This window comes from Xanthomonas sp. F1, from assembly GCF_014199855.1.
This window is the reverse complement of sequence record NZ_JACHOK010000003.1, coordinates 245,370-261,460: the sequence shown is the minus strand read 5'-3', so window position 1 is coordinate 261,460 and position 16,091 is coordinate 245,370. Positions and strand designations below refer to the sequence as shown.

At 70.6% G+C, this 16,091-nt stretch carries 14 protein-coding genes and 1 other RNA gene; 2 read left to right on the top strand and 13 right to left on the bottom strand.

What is annotated here, in order from left to right; translation table 11 throughout:
• Positions 1-39: 39 nt before the first annotated feature.
• Genes GGR71_RS10005 through mraZ form a run of 11 tightly spaced genes read right to left on the bottom strand, consistent with a single transcriptional unit; the run spans position 40 to position 12,793 of the window.
• Positions 40-981 carry a D-alanine--D-alanine ligase gene (locus GGR71_RS10005; protein WP_160957449.1) on the bottom strand — a complete coding sequence of 314 codons (942 nt, stop codon included), beginning with the start codon at positions 979-981 and terminating at the stop codon, positions 40-42.
• Complete coding sequence (murC, locus tag GGR71_RS10000; protein WP_160957450.1) at positions 978-2,414, bottom strand: UDP-N-acetylmuramate--L-alanine ligase; 1,437 nt, start codon at positions 2,412-2,414, stop codon at positions 978-980. The genes GGR71_RS10005 and murC overlap by 4 nt, the downstream gene beginning before the upstream one ends.
• The gene (gene murG, locus GGR71_RS09995; RefSeq protein WP_160957563.1) at positions 2,411-3,631 is read right to left on the bottom strand and encodes an undecaprenyldiphospho-muramoylpentapeptide beta-N-acetylglucosaminyltransferase; all 1,221 of its coding nucleotides are present in this window, start codon (positions 3,629-3,631) and stop codon (positions 2,411-2,413) included. The genes murC and murG overlap by 4 nt, the downstream gene beginning before the upstream one ends.
• A gap of 26 nt (positions 3,632-3,657) precedes the next feature.
• Positions 3,658-4,980, bottom strand: coding sequence for a putative lipid II flippase FtsW (gene ftsW, locus GGR71_RS09990; RefSeq protein ID WP_048490518.1), 1,323 nt, complete (start codon positions 4,978-4,980; stop codon positions 3,658-3,660).
• Entirely contained in the window at positions 4,980-6,065 is a 1,086-nt protein-coding gene (mraY, locus tag GGR71_RS09985) for a phospho-N-acetylmuramoyl-pentapeptide-transferase (protein WP_160957451.1), read from the bottom strand. The genes ftsW and mraY overlap by 1 nt, the downstream gene beginning before the upstream one ends.
• Entirely contained in the window at positions 6,055-7,590 is a 1,536-nt protein-coding gene (locus GGR71_RS09980) for a UDP-N-acetylmuramoyl-tripeptide--D-alanyl-D-alanine ligase (protein WP_160957452.1), read from the bottom strand. Before GGR71_RS09980 ends, mraY begins: the two co-directional genes overlap by 11 nt.
• Positions 7,587-9,059, bottom strand: a complete 1,473-nt coding sequence (locus GGR71_RS09975; protein ID WP_202404737.1) for a UDP-N-acetylmuramoyl-L-alanyl-D-glutamate--2,6-diaminopimelate ligase — start codon at positions 9,057-9,059, stop codon at positions 7,587-7,589. Before GGR71_RS09975 ends, GGR71_RS09980 begins: the two co-directional genes overlap by 4 nt.
• 8 nt (positions 9,060-9,067) lie before the next feature.
• A complete protein-coding gene (locus GGR71_RS09970; protein ID WP_160957454.1) occupies positions 9,068-10,936 on the bottom strand; it encodes a penicillin-binding transpeptidase domain-containing protein in 1,869 nt (622 codons plus the stop codon).
• The gene (ftsL, locus tag GGR71_RS09965; protein ID WP_160957455.1) at positions 10,933-11,196 is read right to left on the bottom strand and encodes a cell division protein FtsL; all 264 of its coding nucleotides are present in this window, start codon (positions 11,194-11,196) and stop codon (positions 10,933-10,935) included. Before ftsL ends, GGR71_RS09970 begins: the two co-directional genes overlap by 4 nt.
• The gene (gene rsmH / locus GGR71_RS09960; protein ID WP_160957564.1) at positions 11,193-12,332 is read right to left on the bottom strand and encodes a 16S rRNA (cytosine(1402)-N(4))-methyltransferase RsmH; all 1,140 of its coding nucleotides are present in this window, start codon (positions 12,330-12,332) and stop codon (positions 11,193-11,195) included. The genes ftsL and rsmH overlap by 4 nt, the downstream gene beginning before the upstream one ends.
• Positions 12,333-12,346: 14 nt before the next feature.
• Positions 12,347-12,793 (bottom strand): division/cell wall cluster transcriptional repressor MraZ, encoded by a 447-nt coding sequence (mraZ, locus tag GGR71_RS09955; protein WP_026144304.1) that lies wholly within the window; start codon positions 12,791-12,793, stop codon positions 12,347-12,349.
• 326 nt (positions 12,794-13,119) lie between these two features.
• On the opposite strand from mraZ, the gene GGR71_RS09950 reads away from it, so the two are divergent.
• Together GGR71_RS09950 and rnpB are read left to right on the top strand one after the other, a co-directional pair.
• Positions 13,120-13,884, top strand: coding sequence for an NRDE family protein (locus tag GGR71_RS09950; RefSeq protein ID WP_160957456.1), 765 nt, complete (start codon positions 13,120-13,122; stop codon positions 13,882-13,884).
• A 226-nt stretch (positions 13,885-14,110) separates the two neighbouring features.
• Positions 14,111-14,476, top strand: an RNA gene (gene rnpB / locus GGR71_RS09945) — RNase P RNA component class A.
• Between the two features lie 123 nt (positions 14,477-14,599).
• On the opposite strand, the gene GGR71_RS09940 is transcribed toward rnpB, so the two are convergent.
• Entirely contained in the window at positions 14,600-15,028 is a 429-nt protein-coding gene (locus GGR71_RS09940) for a GFA family protein (protein WP_160957457.1), read from the bottom strand.
• 197 nt (positions 15,029-15,225) lie between these two features.
• On the bottom strand, positions 15,226-16,050 hold the full coding sequence (gene rsmI, locus GGR71_RS09935; RefSeq protein WP_160957458.1) for a 16S rRNA (cytidine(1402)-2'-O)-methyltransferase: 825 nt from the start codon (positions 16,048-16,050) through the stop codon (positions 15,226-15,228).
• Positions 16,051-16,091 lie beyond the last annotated feature (41 nt).

Here is a 16,091-nt window from a genome sequence, read left to right as displayed (position 1 = left end):
CTCCTGCGAATCCCCAATCCCGAATCCCCAATCCCGGCTTCACAGCGTCTGCTCCAGGATGCGCCAGCACAGGCCGGCGAAATCCACGCCGAGCTGCGCCGCGGCCTTGGGCACCAGCGAATGGCTGGTCATGCCCGGGGCGGTGTTGACCTCGATCAGTTGCAGGCCGCGCACGCGGTCGCGCATCACGTCCACGCGGCCCCAGCCGCTGCATCCGGCCGCGGCGAAGGCCTGCAGCGCAAGCTGGCGGATCCGGGTCTCGTCCTCGCCCTCCATGCCCGGGCACAGGTACTGGGTGTCCTCGGCGATGTACTTGGCGTGGTAGTCGTACCAGTCGCCGGCGGGCACGATGCGGATCGACGGCAGCGCGATGTCGCCGAGGATGCCGACGGTGTATTCCTCGCCCTGCACCATCTGCTCCATCAGCAGTTCGCCGCGGTAGTCGGCGGCGAAGGCGCGCACCGGCGCCAGGTCGGCCTCGGACAGCACGCGGAACACGCCGACGCTGGAGCCCTCGCAGGCCGGCTTGACGAACAGCGGGTAGCCCAGCGCGGCGGCGGCCGCGGCCAGGTCGGCCTGGGCATCGATGCGGGCGAAGCCCGGGGTCGGCAGGCCGGCGGCGATCCACACCTGCTTGGTGCGGATCTTGTCCAGGGTCAGCGCGCTGCCGAGCACGTCGGGGCCGGTGAACGGCACCTGCAGCGCACGCACCAGGCCCTGCAGCACGCCGTTCTCGCCGTCGCCACCATGCAGGATGTTGAACACGCGATCGACCTCGCCGGCGCGGATGCGCTCGAGCAAGGCGGGAATGCCGTCCACCGGCTGCGCGTCGACGCCACGGCTGCGCAACGCTTCGAGCACGTTGGCGCCGGAATTCAGCGACACCTCGCGCTCGCTGGAGCTGCCGCCGAGCAGCACGGCGACGCGGCCGAACGCGGCCGGGTCGGTGACGCGCGGCGGCGGCAGGATCTGCGCGCTCATGCGTCCGCTCCGCCGGCGAAGCCGTGCTGGGCGATGTGCTGGGCGACGTAGCCGATGTCGCCCGCGCCCATCATCAGCAGCAGGTCGCCGTCCTGCAGCACGTCGGGCAGCACGCTGTCGAGTTCGCCGACCTGGCCGACCACCACCGGCTCGCTGCGGCCGCGCGCGCGGATGGCGCGCGCCAGCGAGCGTGCGTCGGCGCCCGGAATCGGCGCCTCGCCGGCCGGGTAGACCTCGCTGAGCACCAGTGCGTCCACTTCAGACAGCACCGCGGCGAAGGCGTCGAACTGGTCGCGGGTGCGGCTGTAGCGATGCGGCTGGAACGCGACCACCAGGCGCTTGTCCGGCCAGCCGCCGCGGGCAGCGGCGAACACCGCGGCCAGCTCGCGCGGATGGTGGCCGTAGTCGTCGACCAGGCGCACGCGCGCGCCGGCGGCGGTGGTCACTTCGCCCAGGTCGTTGAAGCGGCGGCCGATGCCGGCGAAGCTCTGCAGCGCGCTGGCGATCGCCTCCGGGGCCACGCCGAGCTGCCAGCCGATGGCAGCGGCGGCCAGCGCGTTGAGCACGTTGTGGCGGCCCGGCAGCGCCAGAGTCACCGGGATGCTGCTGCCTTCCGGCAGACGCAGGGTGAAGCGCATGCGCGGGCCGTCCTGGACCACGTCCTCGGCGCGCACGTCGGCATTCTCGCTGAGGCCGTAGCTCATCACGTGGCGCGGCGTCTTCGCCGCCAGCGCGGCCACTTCCGGATCGTCGATGCACAGCACCGCCAGGCCGTAGAACGGCAGGCGCTGCAGGAACTCGGCGAACGCGGCCTGGACCCGGGCGAAGTCGTTGCCGTAGTTCTCAAGATGGTCGGCATCGATGTTGGTGATGACCGAAATCAGCGGATTCAGGCGCAGGAAGCTGCCGTCGCTCTCGTCGGCCTCGGCCACCAGCCACTGACCGCCGCCGAGCTTGGCGTTGGCACCGGCGGCGAGCAGTTGCCCGCCGATCACGAAGGTCGGGTCCAGCCCGCCTTCGCTGAGCACCGCCGCGGCCAGGCTGGTGGTGGTGGTCTTGCCGTGGGTGCCGGCCACCGCGATGCCGCGGCGGAAGCGCATCAGTTCGGCCAGCATCGCCGCACGCGGCATGATCGGAATGCGCTGGCTGCGCGCTTCCATCAGTTCCGGGTTGTCCTCGCGGATCGCGCTGGAAACGACCACGCAATCGGTACCGAGCACGTTGGCGGCCGAGTGCCCACGCATCACCCGCGCGCCGAGCTTGACCAGGCGCCGGGTGGCCGCGTTGTCGGCGTTGTCCGAGCCGGAGACCTCGTAGCCCAGGGTCAGCATGACCTCGGCGATGCCGCTCATGCCGGTGCCGCCGATGCCGACGAAGTGCACGCGCGGGAACGCGCGCACCAGATCGCCGGTGTCGTGGAGACGGCGGATCATTGGGCACCTCCTGCGGAGGTGCCGGGACCCGGGACCCGGGACCCGGGGCCCGGGGAAAGCGGGGCGGCGGCGCCGTGCGCCTGCCTGCTGGAATCGTCTGCGTGCATGTCTTTTTGCTCTTGCTGTTGCTTTTCCCGGGTCCCGGGTCCCGGGTCCCGAGTCCCGGCTCCACCCGCTTCTTCCAAAACGATGTCCGCGATGCGCTCGGCCGCATCCGGCTTGGCCAGTTGGCGTGCGGCCTCGGCCATGGCCAGGCGCTGGGCGGGCTGCGCCAGCAGGTCGCGCAGGACGCGCTGCAGGTGCTCGGCCAGGGCGTCGTCCTGCTTCAGCAGCACCGCGGCGCCGCGCTCGACCAGGTATTCGGCGTTGCGGGTCTGGTGGTCGTCGACGGCGGCGGCGAACGGCACCAGCACGCTGCCGATGCCGACCGCGCACAGCTCGGCCAGGGTCGAGGCGCCAGCGCGGCACACCACCAGGTCGGCCCAGGCGTAGGCGTCGGCCATGTCGCCGATGAAGGCTTCGACGCTGGCGGCGACGCCGGCGTCGGCGTAGGCACGCGCGGCTTCCTCGCGCAACGCTTCACCGCACTGGTGGCGCACCTCGACGGCCATGCCGAGCGCGGCCAGCGCCTGCGGCAGCGCCTGGTTGAGCACGCGTGCGCCCTGGCTGCCGCCCAGCACCAGCAACCGCGGCGCGCCGTGGCGCGCGGCCAGGCGCTGCGCCGGCGGCGCAAGCGCGGCGATCTCGGCGCGCACCGGGTTGCCCACCGCTTCCTCGCGCGTGGCGAAGCTGCCGGGGAAGCCGGTCAGCACGCGCCGCGCGACCCGCGCCAGCACTTTATTGGTCAGGCCCGGCGCGCGGTTCTGTTCGTGCACCAGCAGCGGCAGCTTGAGCAGGCGCGCAGCCAGGCCGCCGGGACCGGCCGCGAAACCGCCGAAGCTGATCACCGCACGCGGCGCACGCCGGCGCAGCACGAACCCGGCGGCGCGCACCGCGCGCATCACCCGCACCGGCGCGCCGAACAGGGCCAGCGCGCCCTTGCCGCGCAACCCGCCGATCTCGATGGTGTCCAGCTCGATGCCGTGTTCCGGCACCAGCCGCGTTTCCATGCGCCCGGCCGCGCCCAGCCACACCACCGGCACGCCACGCGCGCGCAGCACCTTGGCCACGGCCAGCGCGGGGAAGATGTGCCCACCGGTGCCGCCGGCGAGGATCATCACCGGACGATCGCCCTGCACCGCGCTCATCCGAGCCTCCCGAACGTCGGCTCGACGCGCGGCTGCATGCGGCTGGTGCCGCGCCCCGGAGCGCCGCCCTGGATCGCCGCGGCGACCGCGCTGGCGCTGGCCTCGCGCGCGGCATGCAGGTCCTCGGCGTTGTCCACGGTCTGCTTGACCGGCATCGCCGCGTCGCTGCGCACCAGCGCCACCTGGCGCTCGGCGCGGTTGAGTTCGTAGGACACGCGCAGCAGCAGGCCCATCGCCACGCAGGTCATCAGCACGCTGGAGCCGCCAGCGGAGATCAGCGGCAGGGTCAGGCCCTTGGTCGGCAGGATGCCCAGGTTCACGCCGACCGAGACGAAGCTCTGCAGGCTGATCCACAGGCCGATGCCGAAGGCGATGTAGCCGGAGAAGTGGCGCTTCATCTCCACGCAGCGCATGCCCAGCCAGAACGCGCGGCCGACCAGCAGCGCATACAGCGAGATGATCAGGCACACGCCGACGAAGCCCAGTTCCTCGGCAATGACCGAGAAGATGAAGTCGGTGTGCGCTTCCGGCAGGTAATTGAGCTTCTGCACCGAGCCGCCCAGGCCGACCCCGAACAGTTCGCCGCGGCCCACCGCCATCAACGCATTGGACAGCTGGTAGCCGGAGCCGAGCTGGTCGGCCCACGGATCGAGGAAGGAGGTGATGCGGCGCAGGCGGTATGGCTCCAGGATCGCGATGAAGGCGAACACCGGCAGGCCGATCACGATCGGCATCGACATGCGCGGCAGGTTCACCCCACCCAGCACCAGCATGCCGGCGGTGATCGCCAGCAGCAGCGTGGAGGACCCGAAGTCCGGCTGCAGCAGCAGCAGGCCGACCAGCGCCACCGCCACGCCCAGCGGCTTGAGCATCGCCGGCCAGGTCGCGTTGACCTCGTCGCGGAAGCGCACCAGGTAGCTGGACAGCCACACGATGTACAACACCTTCACCGCTTCCACGGTCTGGAAGCGCGAGATGCCCAGGTTGATCCAGCGCCGCGCGCCGTTGACCGTGCTGCCCAGGCCGGGCACGAACACCACCAGCAGCAGGCCGAAGCAGGCCAGCAGCAGTAACTGGTTGTACTGCTCGATGTTCTTCAGCTCGGTGCGCATCGCCCAGATCGCCAGGCCGACACCGCCGGCCAGGAACAGCAGGTGGCGGCTCAGGTAGTAGAACGGGCTGGTGGTGAGTTCGATCGAGCTGGAGCCGACCATGACCACGCCCAGCGACGCCAGCGCCACCGCGGCGCCGAGCAGCCACGGGTCGTAGCGGCCACCGATGGCCTCCAGGCGGGTCGCTTGGCGGGCGGCGTCGTTCATCAGCGCACCTTCAACGTGGCCAGGCCGACCAGCACCAGCACCACCGAAATGATCCAGAAGCGCACGATCACCCGCGGCTCCGGCCAGCCCTTCAGTTCGAAGTGGTGGTGGATCGGCGCCATGCGGAACACGCGCTTGCCGGTGAGCTTGAACGAGGCGACCTGGATCATCACCGACAGGGTCTCGATGACGAACACGCCGCCCATGATCACCAGCACCAGCTCCTGGCGCACGATCACCGCGATGGTGCCCAGCACCGCGCCCAGCGCCAGCGCGCCGATGTCGCCCATGAACACCATCGCCGGGTAGGTGTTGAACCACAGAAAGCCCAGGCCCGCGCCGGCGATCGCCGCGCAGATGATGATCAGTTCGCCGGCGCCGGGAATGGTCGGGATCTTCAGGTAGGCCGAGAACACCGCGTTGCCCGAGGCGTAGGCGAACACGCCCAGTGCGCAGGCCACCAGCACCGTCGGCATGATCGCCAGGCCGTCCAGGCCGTCGGTCAGGTTGACCGCGTTGGAGAAGCCGACGATCCAGAAGTAGGCGATGGCGACGAAGCTGATCCCGGCCAGCGGCAGCGCGATCGACTTGAACATCGGGATGTAGAAGGTGATCGCCGCCGGCACGTCGGCGGTGTAGTACAGGAACAGGCCCGCGGCCAGGCCGAAGATCGACTGCAGCAGGTACTTCCAGCGCGACTTCAGCCCGCTCGGGTCGCGGCGCACGATCTTGATCCAGTCGTCGTACCAGCCGATCACGCCGAACGCCAGCATCACCGCCAGCACCAGCCACACGTAGCGGTTGCGCAGGTCGCCCCACAGCAGCACCGACAGCAGCACGGTGAGCAGGATCAGCGAGCCGCCCATGGTCGGGGTGCCGGCCTTGGAGAAGTGGGTCTGCGGGCCGTCCTGGCGGATCGGCTGGCCGCCCTTGAACTGCGCCAGCTTGCGGATCACCGCCGGGCCCAGCCACAGCGACAGGAACAGCGAGGTCAGCGCCGCGAGAATGCCGCGGAAGGTCAGATAGCCGAACAGCCCGAACATGCTTTCGAGCTGCTGCAGCCAGCGGGCGAGTTCAAGCAGCATGCGGCGCCTCCTGTGCCTGGTTCAGCAGCGCGCGCACGACGGTGTCCATGGCGCTGCCGCGCGAGCCCTTGATCAGGAGCGTGGCCGGGACCCGGGACCCGGGACCCGGGACCGGCGGAAGCGCGCCAACGGACGGCGCGCCGGTGTTCTGATGCATCTGCTTCACTTCCTGCTCTTGATTCTGCTGTTCCCGGGCCCCGGGTCCCGGGTCCCGGGTCCCGGCCACGGCGGCCAGATCGCGCTGCAACGCCTCGATCAGCGCCGCATGGCTGTCGAACACCCGGCCGTTCTCGCCGAACGCCTGCGCGGCGTGGGCGCTGAGCGGGCCGAGCGCGTACAGCCGGGTCAGTCCGGCATCGCGCGCGCGGCGCCCACCGCTGGCGTGCAACGCCTCGGCGCCGGCGCCGAGTTCGCGCATGTCGCCCAGCACCAGCCAGCGCTCGCCGCCGGCCGCGGCCAGGGCGTCGATCGCCGCGGCCAGCGAGCCGGGATTCGCGTTGTAGCTGTCGTCGATCAGCACCGCGCCGGTGGGCAGCGTGTGGGTGATCTGCCGGCCCGGCACCGGCTGCACCTGCGCCAGGCCGGCGGCGATGCGCGCCGGCGCCACGCCCAGCGCCAGCGCCAGCGCCGCCGCGGCCAGGGCGTTGAGCAGGTTGTGCCGGCCCGGCAGCGGCAGCGTCGCCTCGACGTCGCCGCGCGGGGTGGTCAGCACGAACTGGGTGCGGTCGGCGGCCATGCGCACCTGCGCGGCACCGACCTCGGCGCCCGGCTGCAGGCCGAAGCGCAGCACCTGCGGCCGCGCCTCGGCCGTCGGCAGGCACTGCTCGAACCACAGGCCGAAGGCGTCGTCGGCATTGATCACCGCGGTGCCGTCGGCCGGCAGCGCGGTGTAGATCGCGCCCTTGGTCTGCGCCACGCCGAGCAGGCTGCCCATGCGTTCCAGGTGCGCGGCGGCGATGTTGTTGACCAGCGACACCTGCGGCGGTGCGATGTCGGTGAGATAGGCGATGTCGCCCGGCTTGCCGGCGCCCATTTCGTAGATCGCGTAGTCGGCGTCGTCCGGCGCCTCGATCACCGCCAGCGGCAGGCCGATCTCGTTGTTGCGGTTGCCGGGGTTGGCGTAGATGCTGCCGCCATCGAGGCGGCAGGCATGCTGCAGGATCGCCAGCAGCAGCGCCTTGACGCTGGTCTTGCCGTTGCTGCCGGTGATCGCGGCCACGCGGGTGGCACGGCCGCGCTGCATGCCGGCGGCGATCCGCGCCAGCGCCAGCTGGGTGTCGGCGGCGACGATCTGCGGCAGTTCGATCTGCGGCTGCACGCGCTCCACCAGCAGCGCGCTGGCGCCACGCGCGGCGGCGTCGGCGACGAAGGCGTGGCCGTCGAAGCGCTCGCCGCGCAGCGCCACGTACAGGCTGCCGGCGGCCAGGCTGCGGGTGTCGTGGCTGATCGCATCGATCGCCACGTCGTCGCCGTGCAGCTCGGCGCCGGCCCAGTGCGCGATCATCGACAACGGCAGGCGCTTCATCGGGCCGCCTCCGCCGCATGCGCGCGCAGGGCCTGCGCGGCGACCTCGGTGTCGTCGAACGCATGCCGCACGCCGGCGATCTCCTGGTAGGGCTCGTGGCCCTTGCCGGCGATCAGCACGATGTCCTCGGCGCCGGCGTCGGCCACTGCCATGGCGATCGCCTGCGCGCGGTCACGCTGCACCTGCACCGCCTGCATGCCGTCGAAGCCGGCCAGGATGTCGGCGACGATGCGGTCGCCGTCCTCGCCACGCGGGTTGTCGTCGGTGACCACCACGCGCTCGGCCAGGCGCTGCGCGATCGCCGCCATCTGCGGACGCTTGCCGGTGTCGCGTTCGCCGCCGCAGCCGAACACGCAGGTGATGCGGCCCTGCGCGTGTGCGCGCAGGCTCTGCAGCGCCTGCTCCAGCGCGTCGGGGGTGTGTGCGTAGTCGACCACCACCAATGGCTGCGCGCCATTGCCGCCGAGCCGGTTCATGCGCCCGCGGATCGGCTGCAGCTGCGCCAGGATGGCGGCGATGCGCACCGGCGCCACGTCCAGCGCATGCAGCGCGCCGGCCACGGCCAGCAGGTTGTCGACGTTGAAACGGCCCAGCAGCGGCGACTGCAGCGGATGCCGCTCCTCGCCGATCGCCAGGGTGAAGCCGATGCCGCGCGCGTCCAGGTGTAGCGCCTCGGCGCGTACATCCGCGCCGTCCTGCCCGCGCGAGCTGACCGCGATGCGGCGCAGCGCCGGATCCAGCGTGTCCAGCAGTTCGCGGCCGAACGCGTCGTCCAGGTTGACCACCGCCGACTTCAGCCCCGGCGTGGCGAACAGGCGCGCCTTGGCCGCGCCATAGCCGGCCATGTCGCCGTGGTAGTCGAGATGGTCGCGGGTGAGATTGGTGAACACCGCCACGTCGAAATGCACCGCGTCCACGCGGCCCTGGTCGAGCGCGTGCGAGCTGACTTCCATCGCCACCGCCTGTGCGCCGGCGTCGCGCAACTGCGCCAGCAGCGCGTGCAGCGGCAGCACCAGCGGCGTGGTGAAGCCGGTCGGCTGCACCTGCCCGTACAGGCCGGCGCCGAGCGTGCCGACGCTGCCGCTGCGCGTGCCCAGCAGGTGCCAGGCCTGCGCCAGCAGTTGCACGGTGGAAGTCTTGCCGTTGGTGCCGGTGACGCCGACCATGGTCATGGTCTGCGACGGGTGCCCGTGGAACTGATCGGCCATCGCGCCCATGCGCGCGCGCAGGCCCGGCACCGCGATCGCGTCGGCCGGCGCCGGCAGCTCGGCCGGGGCCGGCGGGTCGTACAGCACGGCGACCGCGCCATTGGCGCGCGCCTGGTCGACGAAGCCCAGGCCGTGCGCGCCGAACCCGGCGATGGCCACGAAAGCATCGCCCGGGCGCACCGCGCGGCTGTCCATGACCAGCCCGGTCACCTGCACGTCGTGCGCCAGCGCCACGCCCGGCAGCAGTTGCGACAGCGACATCGCGCGGGTCACTGGCGGGTCTCCTGCAGCGGTGCCGGCAACGCGGCCGGCGCCGGCGGCGCCACCGCGCGCGCGCTGGGCAATGCGGCATCGACCTCGGCGGCGGCGTCGGGCACGGTCGCCGGATCCGGCTCCACCGGCGCCGGCGGCGGCGCATGGCCGCTCTTGCCGGCGGCCTGCGCGGCCAACCACGACTGGATGTCGTCCGGCGGCACGTCCATCAGCCGCAGCGCGCCTTCCATCACGTTGTGGAACACCGGCGCCGAGACCAGGCCGCCGTAGTACTTGGCGCCTTGCGGGTCGTTGATCACGATGACCGTGGCGAAGCGCGGGTTGCTCGCCGGCACCAGGCCCGCGAACAGCGCGTTGTAGTGGCCGCGCTCGTAGCCGCCGGGGCCGGCCTTGCGCGCGGTGCCGGTCTTACCGGCGACGTGGTAGCCCAGGATCGCCGCGCCCTTGGCGCCGCCCTGGGTGACCACGGTCTCCATCATCGCCACCACTTCCTTGGAGATGGCCGGATCCAGCACCTGCTTGCTGTCCTCGTGCTGGCCCTTGACGAAGGTCGGGGTCACCAGGCGCCCGCCGTTGCCCAGCGCGCAATAGGCGCGGGCGATCTGCAGCGGCGTCACCGACAGGCCGTAGCCGTAGGACATGGTGGTCTTGGACGAACCGCTCCAGCGCGCCGGCGACGGGAACACGCCGGCCGATTCGCCGGGAAAGCCGCTGTGCGGGGAACTGCCGTAGCCGTAGCTGTGGACCTGGTCGTAGAAGGTCTGGTCCGGCAGCTTGGCCGCGATCTTCGCCGCGCCGATGTTGGAGCTGCGGGTGATCACCCCGGTCACGGTCAGCACGCCGTTGTTGCGCGGCACGTCCTTGATGGTGAAACGGCCCACCGACATGTAGCCGGGGTTGGTGTCGATCAGCGTGTCCTTGGTCACCACCCCGGCCTTGAGCGCGGTGGAGATGGTCAGCGGCTTCATCGTCGAGCCCGGCTCGACCAGGTCGGTGACCGCGCGGTTGCGGCGCACGTCCGGATTGACCCCGTTGACCGCATTGGGGTTGTAGGTCGGCAGGTTGACCATGGCCAGGATCTCGCCGGTGGCCACGTCCATGATCACGATCGAGCCGCCGGCGGCCTTGTTCTCGACCAGCGCATGGCGCAGTTCCTTGTAGGCCAGGAACTGGATGCGGCGGTCGATGCTCAGGGTCAGGTCCTTGCCCGGCTGCGCCGGCTTGACCAGGTCGATGCTCTCGACGATCGCGCCCTTGCGGTCGCGGATCACCCGCTTGGCGCCCGGCTTGCCGCGCAGCCACGAATCGAACGCCAGCTCCAGCCCTTCCTGGCCGCGGTCGTCGATGTTGGTGAAGCCCAGCACGTGCGCCATCGCTTCGCCCTGCGGGTAGAAGCGGCGGAATTCGCGCTGCGAGAACACGCCGGGGATGCCGAGCGCGACCACCGCATGCGCCTTGTCCGGATTGATCCGGCGCTTGAGGTACATGAACTCCTTGTCCGCCTTCTGCGACAGCTTGGCGGTGAGTTCGTCGACCGGCAGTTCCAGCGCCTGCGCCAGCTGCGGGATGCGGTCCGGGCTGCGCAGCAGTTCCTGCGGATTGACCCAGATCGACTCCACCGGCGTGGACACCGCCAGCGGCTCGCCGTTGCGGTCGGTGATCATGCCGCGCGAGGTGGCGATCGGCAGTTCGCGCAGGTAGCGCGCCTCGCCCTGGCGCTGGTAGAAGTCGCTGTTGATGAGCTGCACGTAGGCCGCGCGGCCGATCAGGGTCACCGAGCACAGGCCCAGCGCCGCGCCGACCAGCACCAGGCGGCCACGCAGGTTGAAGTTGCTGCGGGTGCGGTTGCGGCCGCTCTTGCTCACGGGCGCACCACCACGATGTCACCGGTCTCGGGGAACTTCATCCCCAACCGCTCGCGCGCGACCTGGTCGACGCGATTGCTCTCGGCCCAGGTCGCCTGCTCCAGCTGCAGCCGGCCGAACTCGATGTTCAGCTCGTCGCGGTTGTGCTCCAGCCGCGACAGCTCCACGAACAACTGGCGATGGCGGTGGCGCATGTACACCACCCCGATCGCCGAGGCGATGGTGCAGGCGAGCAGCACGACGAGGAGGATGCGGCTCATGGCGCGCTCCTTTGGAGCGCGTCACTCGGGACCCGGGACCCGGGACCCGGGTCCCGGGAAAAGCCAAAGCCAGCCGCTGACGAAGCACTGCTGTTGCTGTTGCCGTTGTTGCTGCTCTTACCGGGTCCCGGGTCCCGGGTCCCGGGTCCCGTGCTTTTCAGGGGGTCCCGGGTCCCGGGTCCCGCCAGCTTCTCCGCCACCCGCAACACCGCGCTGCGCGCGCGCGGGTTCACCGCCAGTTCGTCGGCGTCGGCCTTGATCGCGCCGCCGTGCAGGCGCAGGGTCGGCACGAAGGTCGTGGCCTCCGGCAGGCGACGATTGCTCGGCGGGGCCTTGGCGTGGCGCTGCATGAACTGCTTGACGATGCGGTCTTCCAGCGAGTGGAAGCTGATCACCGCGAGGCGGCCGCCGGGCTTGAGCCGGGCCAGCGCCGCGTCCAGGCCGGTCTCCAGATCGGCCAGTTCGCGGTTGATGTGGATGCGGATCGCCTGGAAGCTGCGCGTGGCCGGGTGGGTCTTGCTGTCGCCGCGCGGCATCACGCCGGCGATCAGTTCGGCCAGTTCGGCGGTGCGGGTCAGCGGCTGCTTCTCGCGGCGGGCGACGATGGCGCGGGCGATGCGCCGGCTCTGCCGCTCTTCGCCGTAGGTCCACAGCACGTCGGCGATCTCGCGCTCGTCGGCGCGCGCCAGCCACTGCGCCGCGCTCTCGCCGGCCTCCGGGTCCATGCGCATGTCCAGCGGGCCGTCCTTGCCGAAGGAGAAGCCGCGTTCGGCCACGTCCAGCTGCGGCGAGGACACGCCCAGGTCGAACAGCACCCCGTCCAGGGCGACGGCAGCGTCCCACTGGCCCAGCGTGGCAAAGCTGCCGCGATGGATGGACACGCGCGCGTCGCCGCCGAACGCATGTTCGGCTTCGGCGATCGCCTCGGGGTCCTTGTCCATCACCAGCAGCCGGCCTCCTGGGCCGAGTTTGTGCAGCACCCCGCGCGCGTGTCCGCCACGCCCGAACGTGCCATCCAGATAGATTCCGTTTTCGATCACCTGCAGCCCGTCCAGGACCTGCGCGAACAACACCGGCACATGCGCCGCCGATGGTTGCGACACCGGGAGGTGACCGGCCTGCGCCTGTCCGCGCATCCGGACACCCCGACTCACAACTTCAGATCGAGCAATCCATCGCCCAGATCCTCGTCAGACAACGTCTGCTGGATCAGTGCGCGATGAGCCTGCTCGCTCCACAGTTCGAACTTGTCGCCCATGCCCAACAGCACGGCGCGCTTTTCAATGCCCACCGCGGCGCGATGGCTCGGCGGAATGGTGATGCGGGCGTTGGCGTCCAGCTCCAGCGCGGCCGACGAACCCACCAGCTTCTGCTGCAGGACCCGCACCACGCGCTGGGTGTTGGGCTTGGCCATGACGTCGTCACGGACCCGCTCCCACTCCTTCTCCGCATACAGCCACAGGCAGCCGGCCTCGAACGGGTTGTAGGTCAGCACCAGCCGATTGCCGCTCACGCGCGCGACGAGGTCGCGGTACGCGGTGGGAACCGCCATACGCCCCTTGTCGTCCACAGTGATTGCGGTCTCGCCCTGAAACACGACGCCTGCACCTTTCCGAATCCGCCTGGGCGGTCATTGAACCACGAAAAACCACAAAAAACCCGGTTTCCCCTCAAGTGCCCACCTTAGCAGTGCGCAACGGGTTGTCAACAACTTTGCGAGCGGCAAATCGCTAGCGGGATCAATGGTTTGCAACGATCTTTAGAGACTTGTTCAAGGCTTATCCACAAGTTACTGTTTCGTCTCAAATTTTGAGATTGAACGGAAATTCAGGCCTGTGTACGGGGCGTTAAGGCAGTCGTCACCGGCCGTCGACATGCGGCATGGGCTCGCGCCGCGTTGCGCAAGCGCGCACACTGCGGCGCATGTGTCTGGTCGTTCTCGCGCACGCTGCGCACCCGCGATGGCGCTTGCTGCTGGTCGGCAACCGCGACGAATTCCACACCCGCCCGACCGCGCCGCTGCAGCGCTGGCCGGCCCCGGCGCAGCGCCTGCTGGCCGGGCGCGACCTGCGCTCCGGCGGCACCTGGGTGGGGCTGGACGCCGCCGGCCGCTGCGCCGTGGTCACCAATGTGCGCGACCCGCTGGCGGCGATGTCCGGCGCCTCGCGCGGCGCCCTGATCGCCGACTACCTGAGCGGCGCCGAGCCGGCCGCGGCCTTCGCCGACGCGCTGGTCGCACGCGCCGACGCCTATCCGCCCTTCAACCTGCTGTTGGCCGATGCCGCCGGCGCCGCCTACGTGGGCAATCACCCGCCTGGCCGCAGCGCCCTGACGCCCGGCGTCCACGGCATGTCCAACGGCGCGCTGGACGCGCCCTGGCCGAAGACCCGGCGCCTGCGCGCTGCCGTGACCGCCTGGATCGCCGCCGGCGACGACGACCTGGCACCGCTGTGGCGGGCGCTGGCCGACGAGACCCTGGCCGAGCCGGCCGACCTGCCCGACACCGGGGTCGGCCCGGAACTGGAGCGGCGGCTGTCGCCGGCCTTCATCCGCGGCCACGACTACGGCACGCGCGCCAGCACCATCGTCGCGGTGGACGCCGCCGGTCACGGCTGGATCCACGAGCGCCGGTTCGGTCCCGACGGGGTGTTCCTGGGAGAGACGCGGCTGGAGAACCGGGGTTCGTGACCCGGGATTCGGGAAGCATGGGATCAGGCTCGAAATCGCTGTCAACGACCTCCCACAAAAAGCGGCGATTTTTGTGGGAGGGACTTCAGTCCCGACAGGCTTTACCGGTAGAGCCCGTCGGGACTGAAGTCCCTCCCACAGTTCAATCGCAACCGCCCCGCACTCGCGGAAAAATCCCGAATCCCGAATCCCGAGTCCCGGCTTAACATGCGACAATGCGCGCGGCGGAGTCGGCCAGACAGTCGCGTCATCCCCTCGCATTTCGGTGCGGTGGGATGCCGAGGAAAGTCCGGGCTCCATAGGGCAAGGTGCCAGGTAACGCCTGGGCGGCGCGAGCCGACGGAAAGTGCAACAGAAAGATACCGCCTACGTCTGCGCAAGCAGGCCGGTAAGGGTGAAATGGTGCGGTAAGAGCGCACCGCGAGTCCGGTAACGGACCGGCACGGCAAACCCCACCTGGAGCAAGACCAAATAGGGACCTCATGGCGCGGCCCGCGTCGGGTCCGGGTAGGTTGCTCGAGCGCACCGGTGACGGTGCGCCTAGAAGAATGACTGTCCACGACAGAACCCGGCTTATCGGCCGGCTCCGCCGCTTTTTCCTCTCGCCCATACCCACCGCCGGCCGGGAGCCGCCACCCGAACCGCCTAGGCGAACCGCGGCTGGGTGAACGACCGATCGCGGTCCACCTTGCCGACGCTTTACACTCAGGCGCCGCTACTGCGCCGCGCCGGTCACCATGGCGATGAACTCGGGGCCGGTCATGCGCTTGGTGGTCTCGGCGAAGGAATAGCTGGCCGGCTTCTCGTCGATGAAAATCTGCGAGGTCAGCGCGAAGCCGGAGGGATCGTCGAAGAGCTGCACGGAAACCGCGTGGTGCGCGCCGTCCTTGGAGCGCCACATGACCGTGCTGCCGCAGACCTTGCAGAAGCACCGCTCGCCCCATTCGGACGAGGCATACACACCCATGTTCTCTGGGTCCTCGACCGCGACGTCATCGCATTCCACGGCCAGGAAGACACCGCCGGACCAACGGCGGCACATCGCACAGTGGCAGGCCCCCATCTCGCGTGCGCCGATCGTCGCCTGCAGGCGCACGGCGCCGCAAAGACAGTGTCCGTCCATTTTCGTCACTGCATCGCTCATCGGCGTCGCCTCTGTCCGAATGACCGGGCACAACCTCGCGCGTTACCGGGCCGGATGCAAGGCCCTCGACGCCGCGGAAGCCCGCTTCCGCGCAACCGCCTCGCCGGGAATGCGTGCCCCTAACGCACCGCGGCGATCCGCCCAGGTCGACCTACGCTGCCGCAGGCGACCAACACCACCCCGTATTCGCGGCGCCCTCAACCGCCGTACAGCGCCTTGCGCGGCGCACCGGTCAGTTCGGCGGCGAGCTTGGCGGCGGTGGACGGCGGCAGGTGTTCGCTGAGCTTGGCGTAGACGCGGCGGCCTTCGGCCAGCTGCGCGTCGGCGTCGTCGCCGGCGCCCTGCACCATCAGCACGAACTCGCCCTTGCGCTGGTTGTCGTCGGCCTCGACCCGGGCGTGCAGGTCGGCGAGGGTGCCGTCGAGCACGGTCTCGAACAGCTTGGTCAGCTCACGCGCGATCACTGCCGGGCGGGCGTCGCCGAAGGCGGCGCGGCAGTCGGCCAGGGACTCGGCGATGCGGTGCGAGGCTTCATAGAACACCAGGGTGCGCGGCTCGCCGGCCAGCCGCAGCAGGCGCTCGCGGCGCGCCGAGGCCTTGGCCGGCAGGAAGCCCTCGAAGGCGAAGCGGTCGCTGGGCAGGCCGGCCACGCTGAGCGCGGCGATCGCCGCGCAGGCGCCCGGCACCGGGCTGACCCGCACCCCGGCCGCGCGCGCCGCGCGCACCAGGCGGTAGCCGGGATCGCTGACCAGCGGGGTGCCGGCGTCGCTGACCAGGGCCAGCGACTGGCCCTCCAGCAGGCGCGCGACGATGCGCTGGGACAACGCCTCCTCGTTGTGTTCGTGCAGTGCCAGCAGCGGCCGCTCGATGCCGAAGTGGGCCAGCAACTGGCCGCTGCGGCGGGTGTCCTCGGCGCAGATCGCCGCCACCGAGCGCAGCGTCTCCTGGGCGCGCGGCGTCAGGTCGGCAAGGTTGCCGATCGGCGTGGCGACGACATGCAGGGTTCCGGGCTGGGCGCTCATCGACGGGCTTTCCATGGTCAAGGGTAGAATCGTAGCGGTTT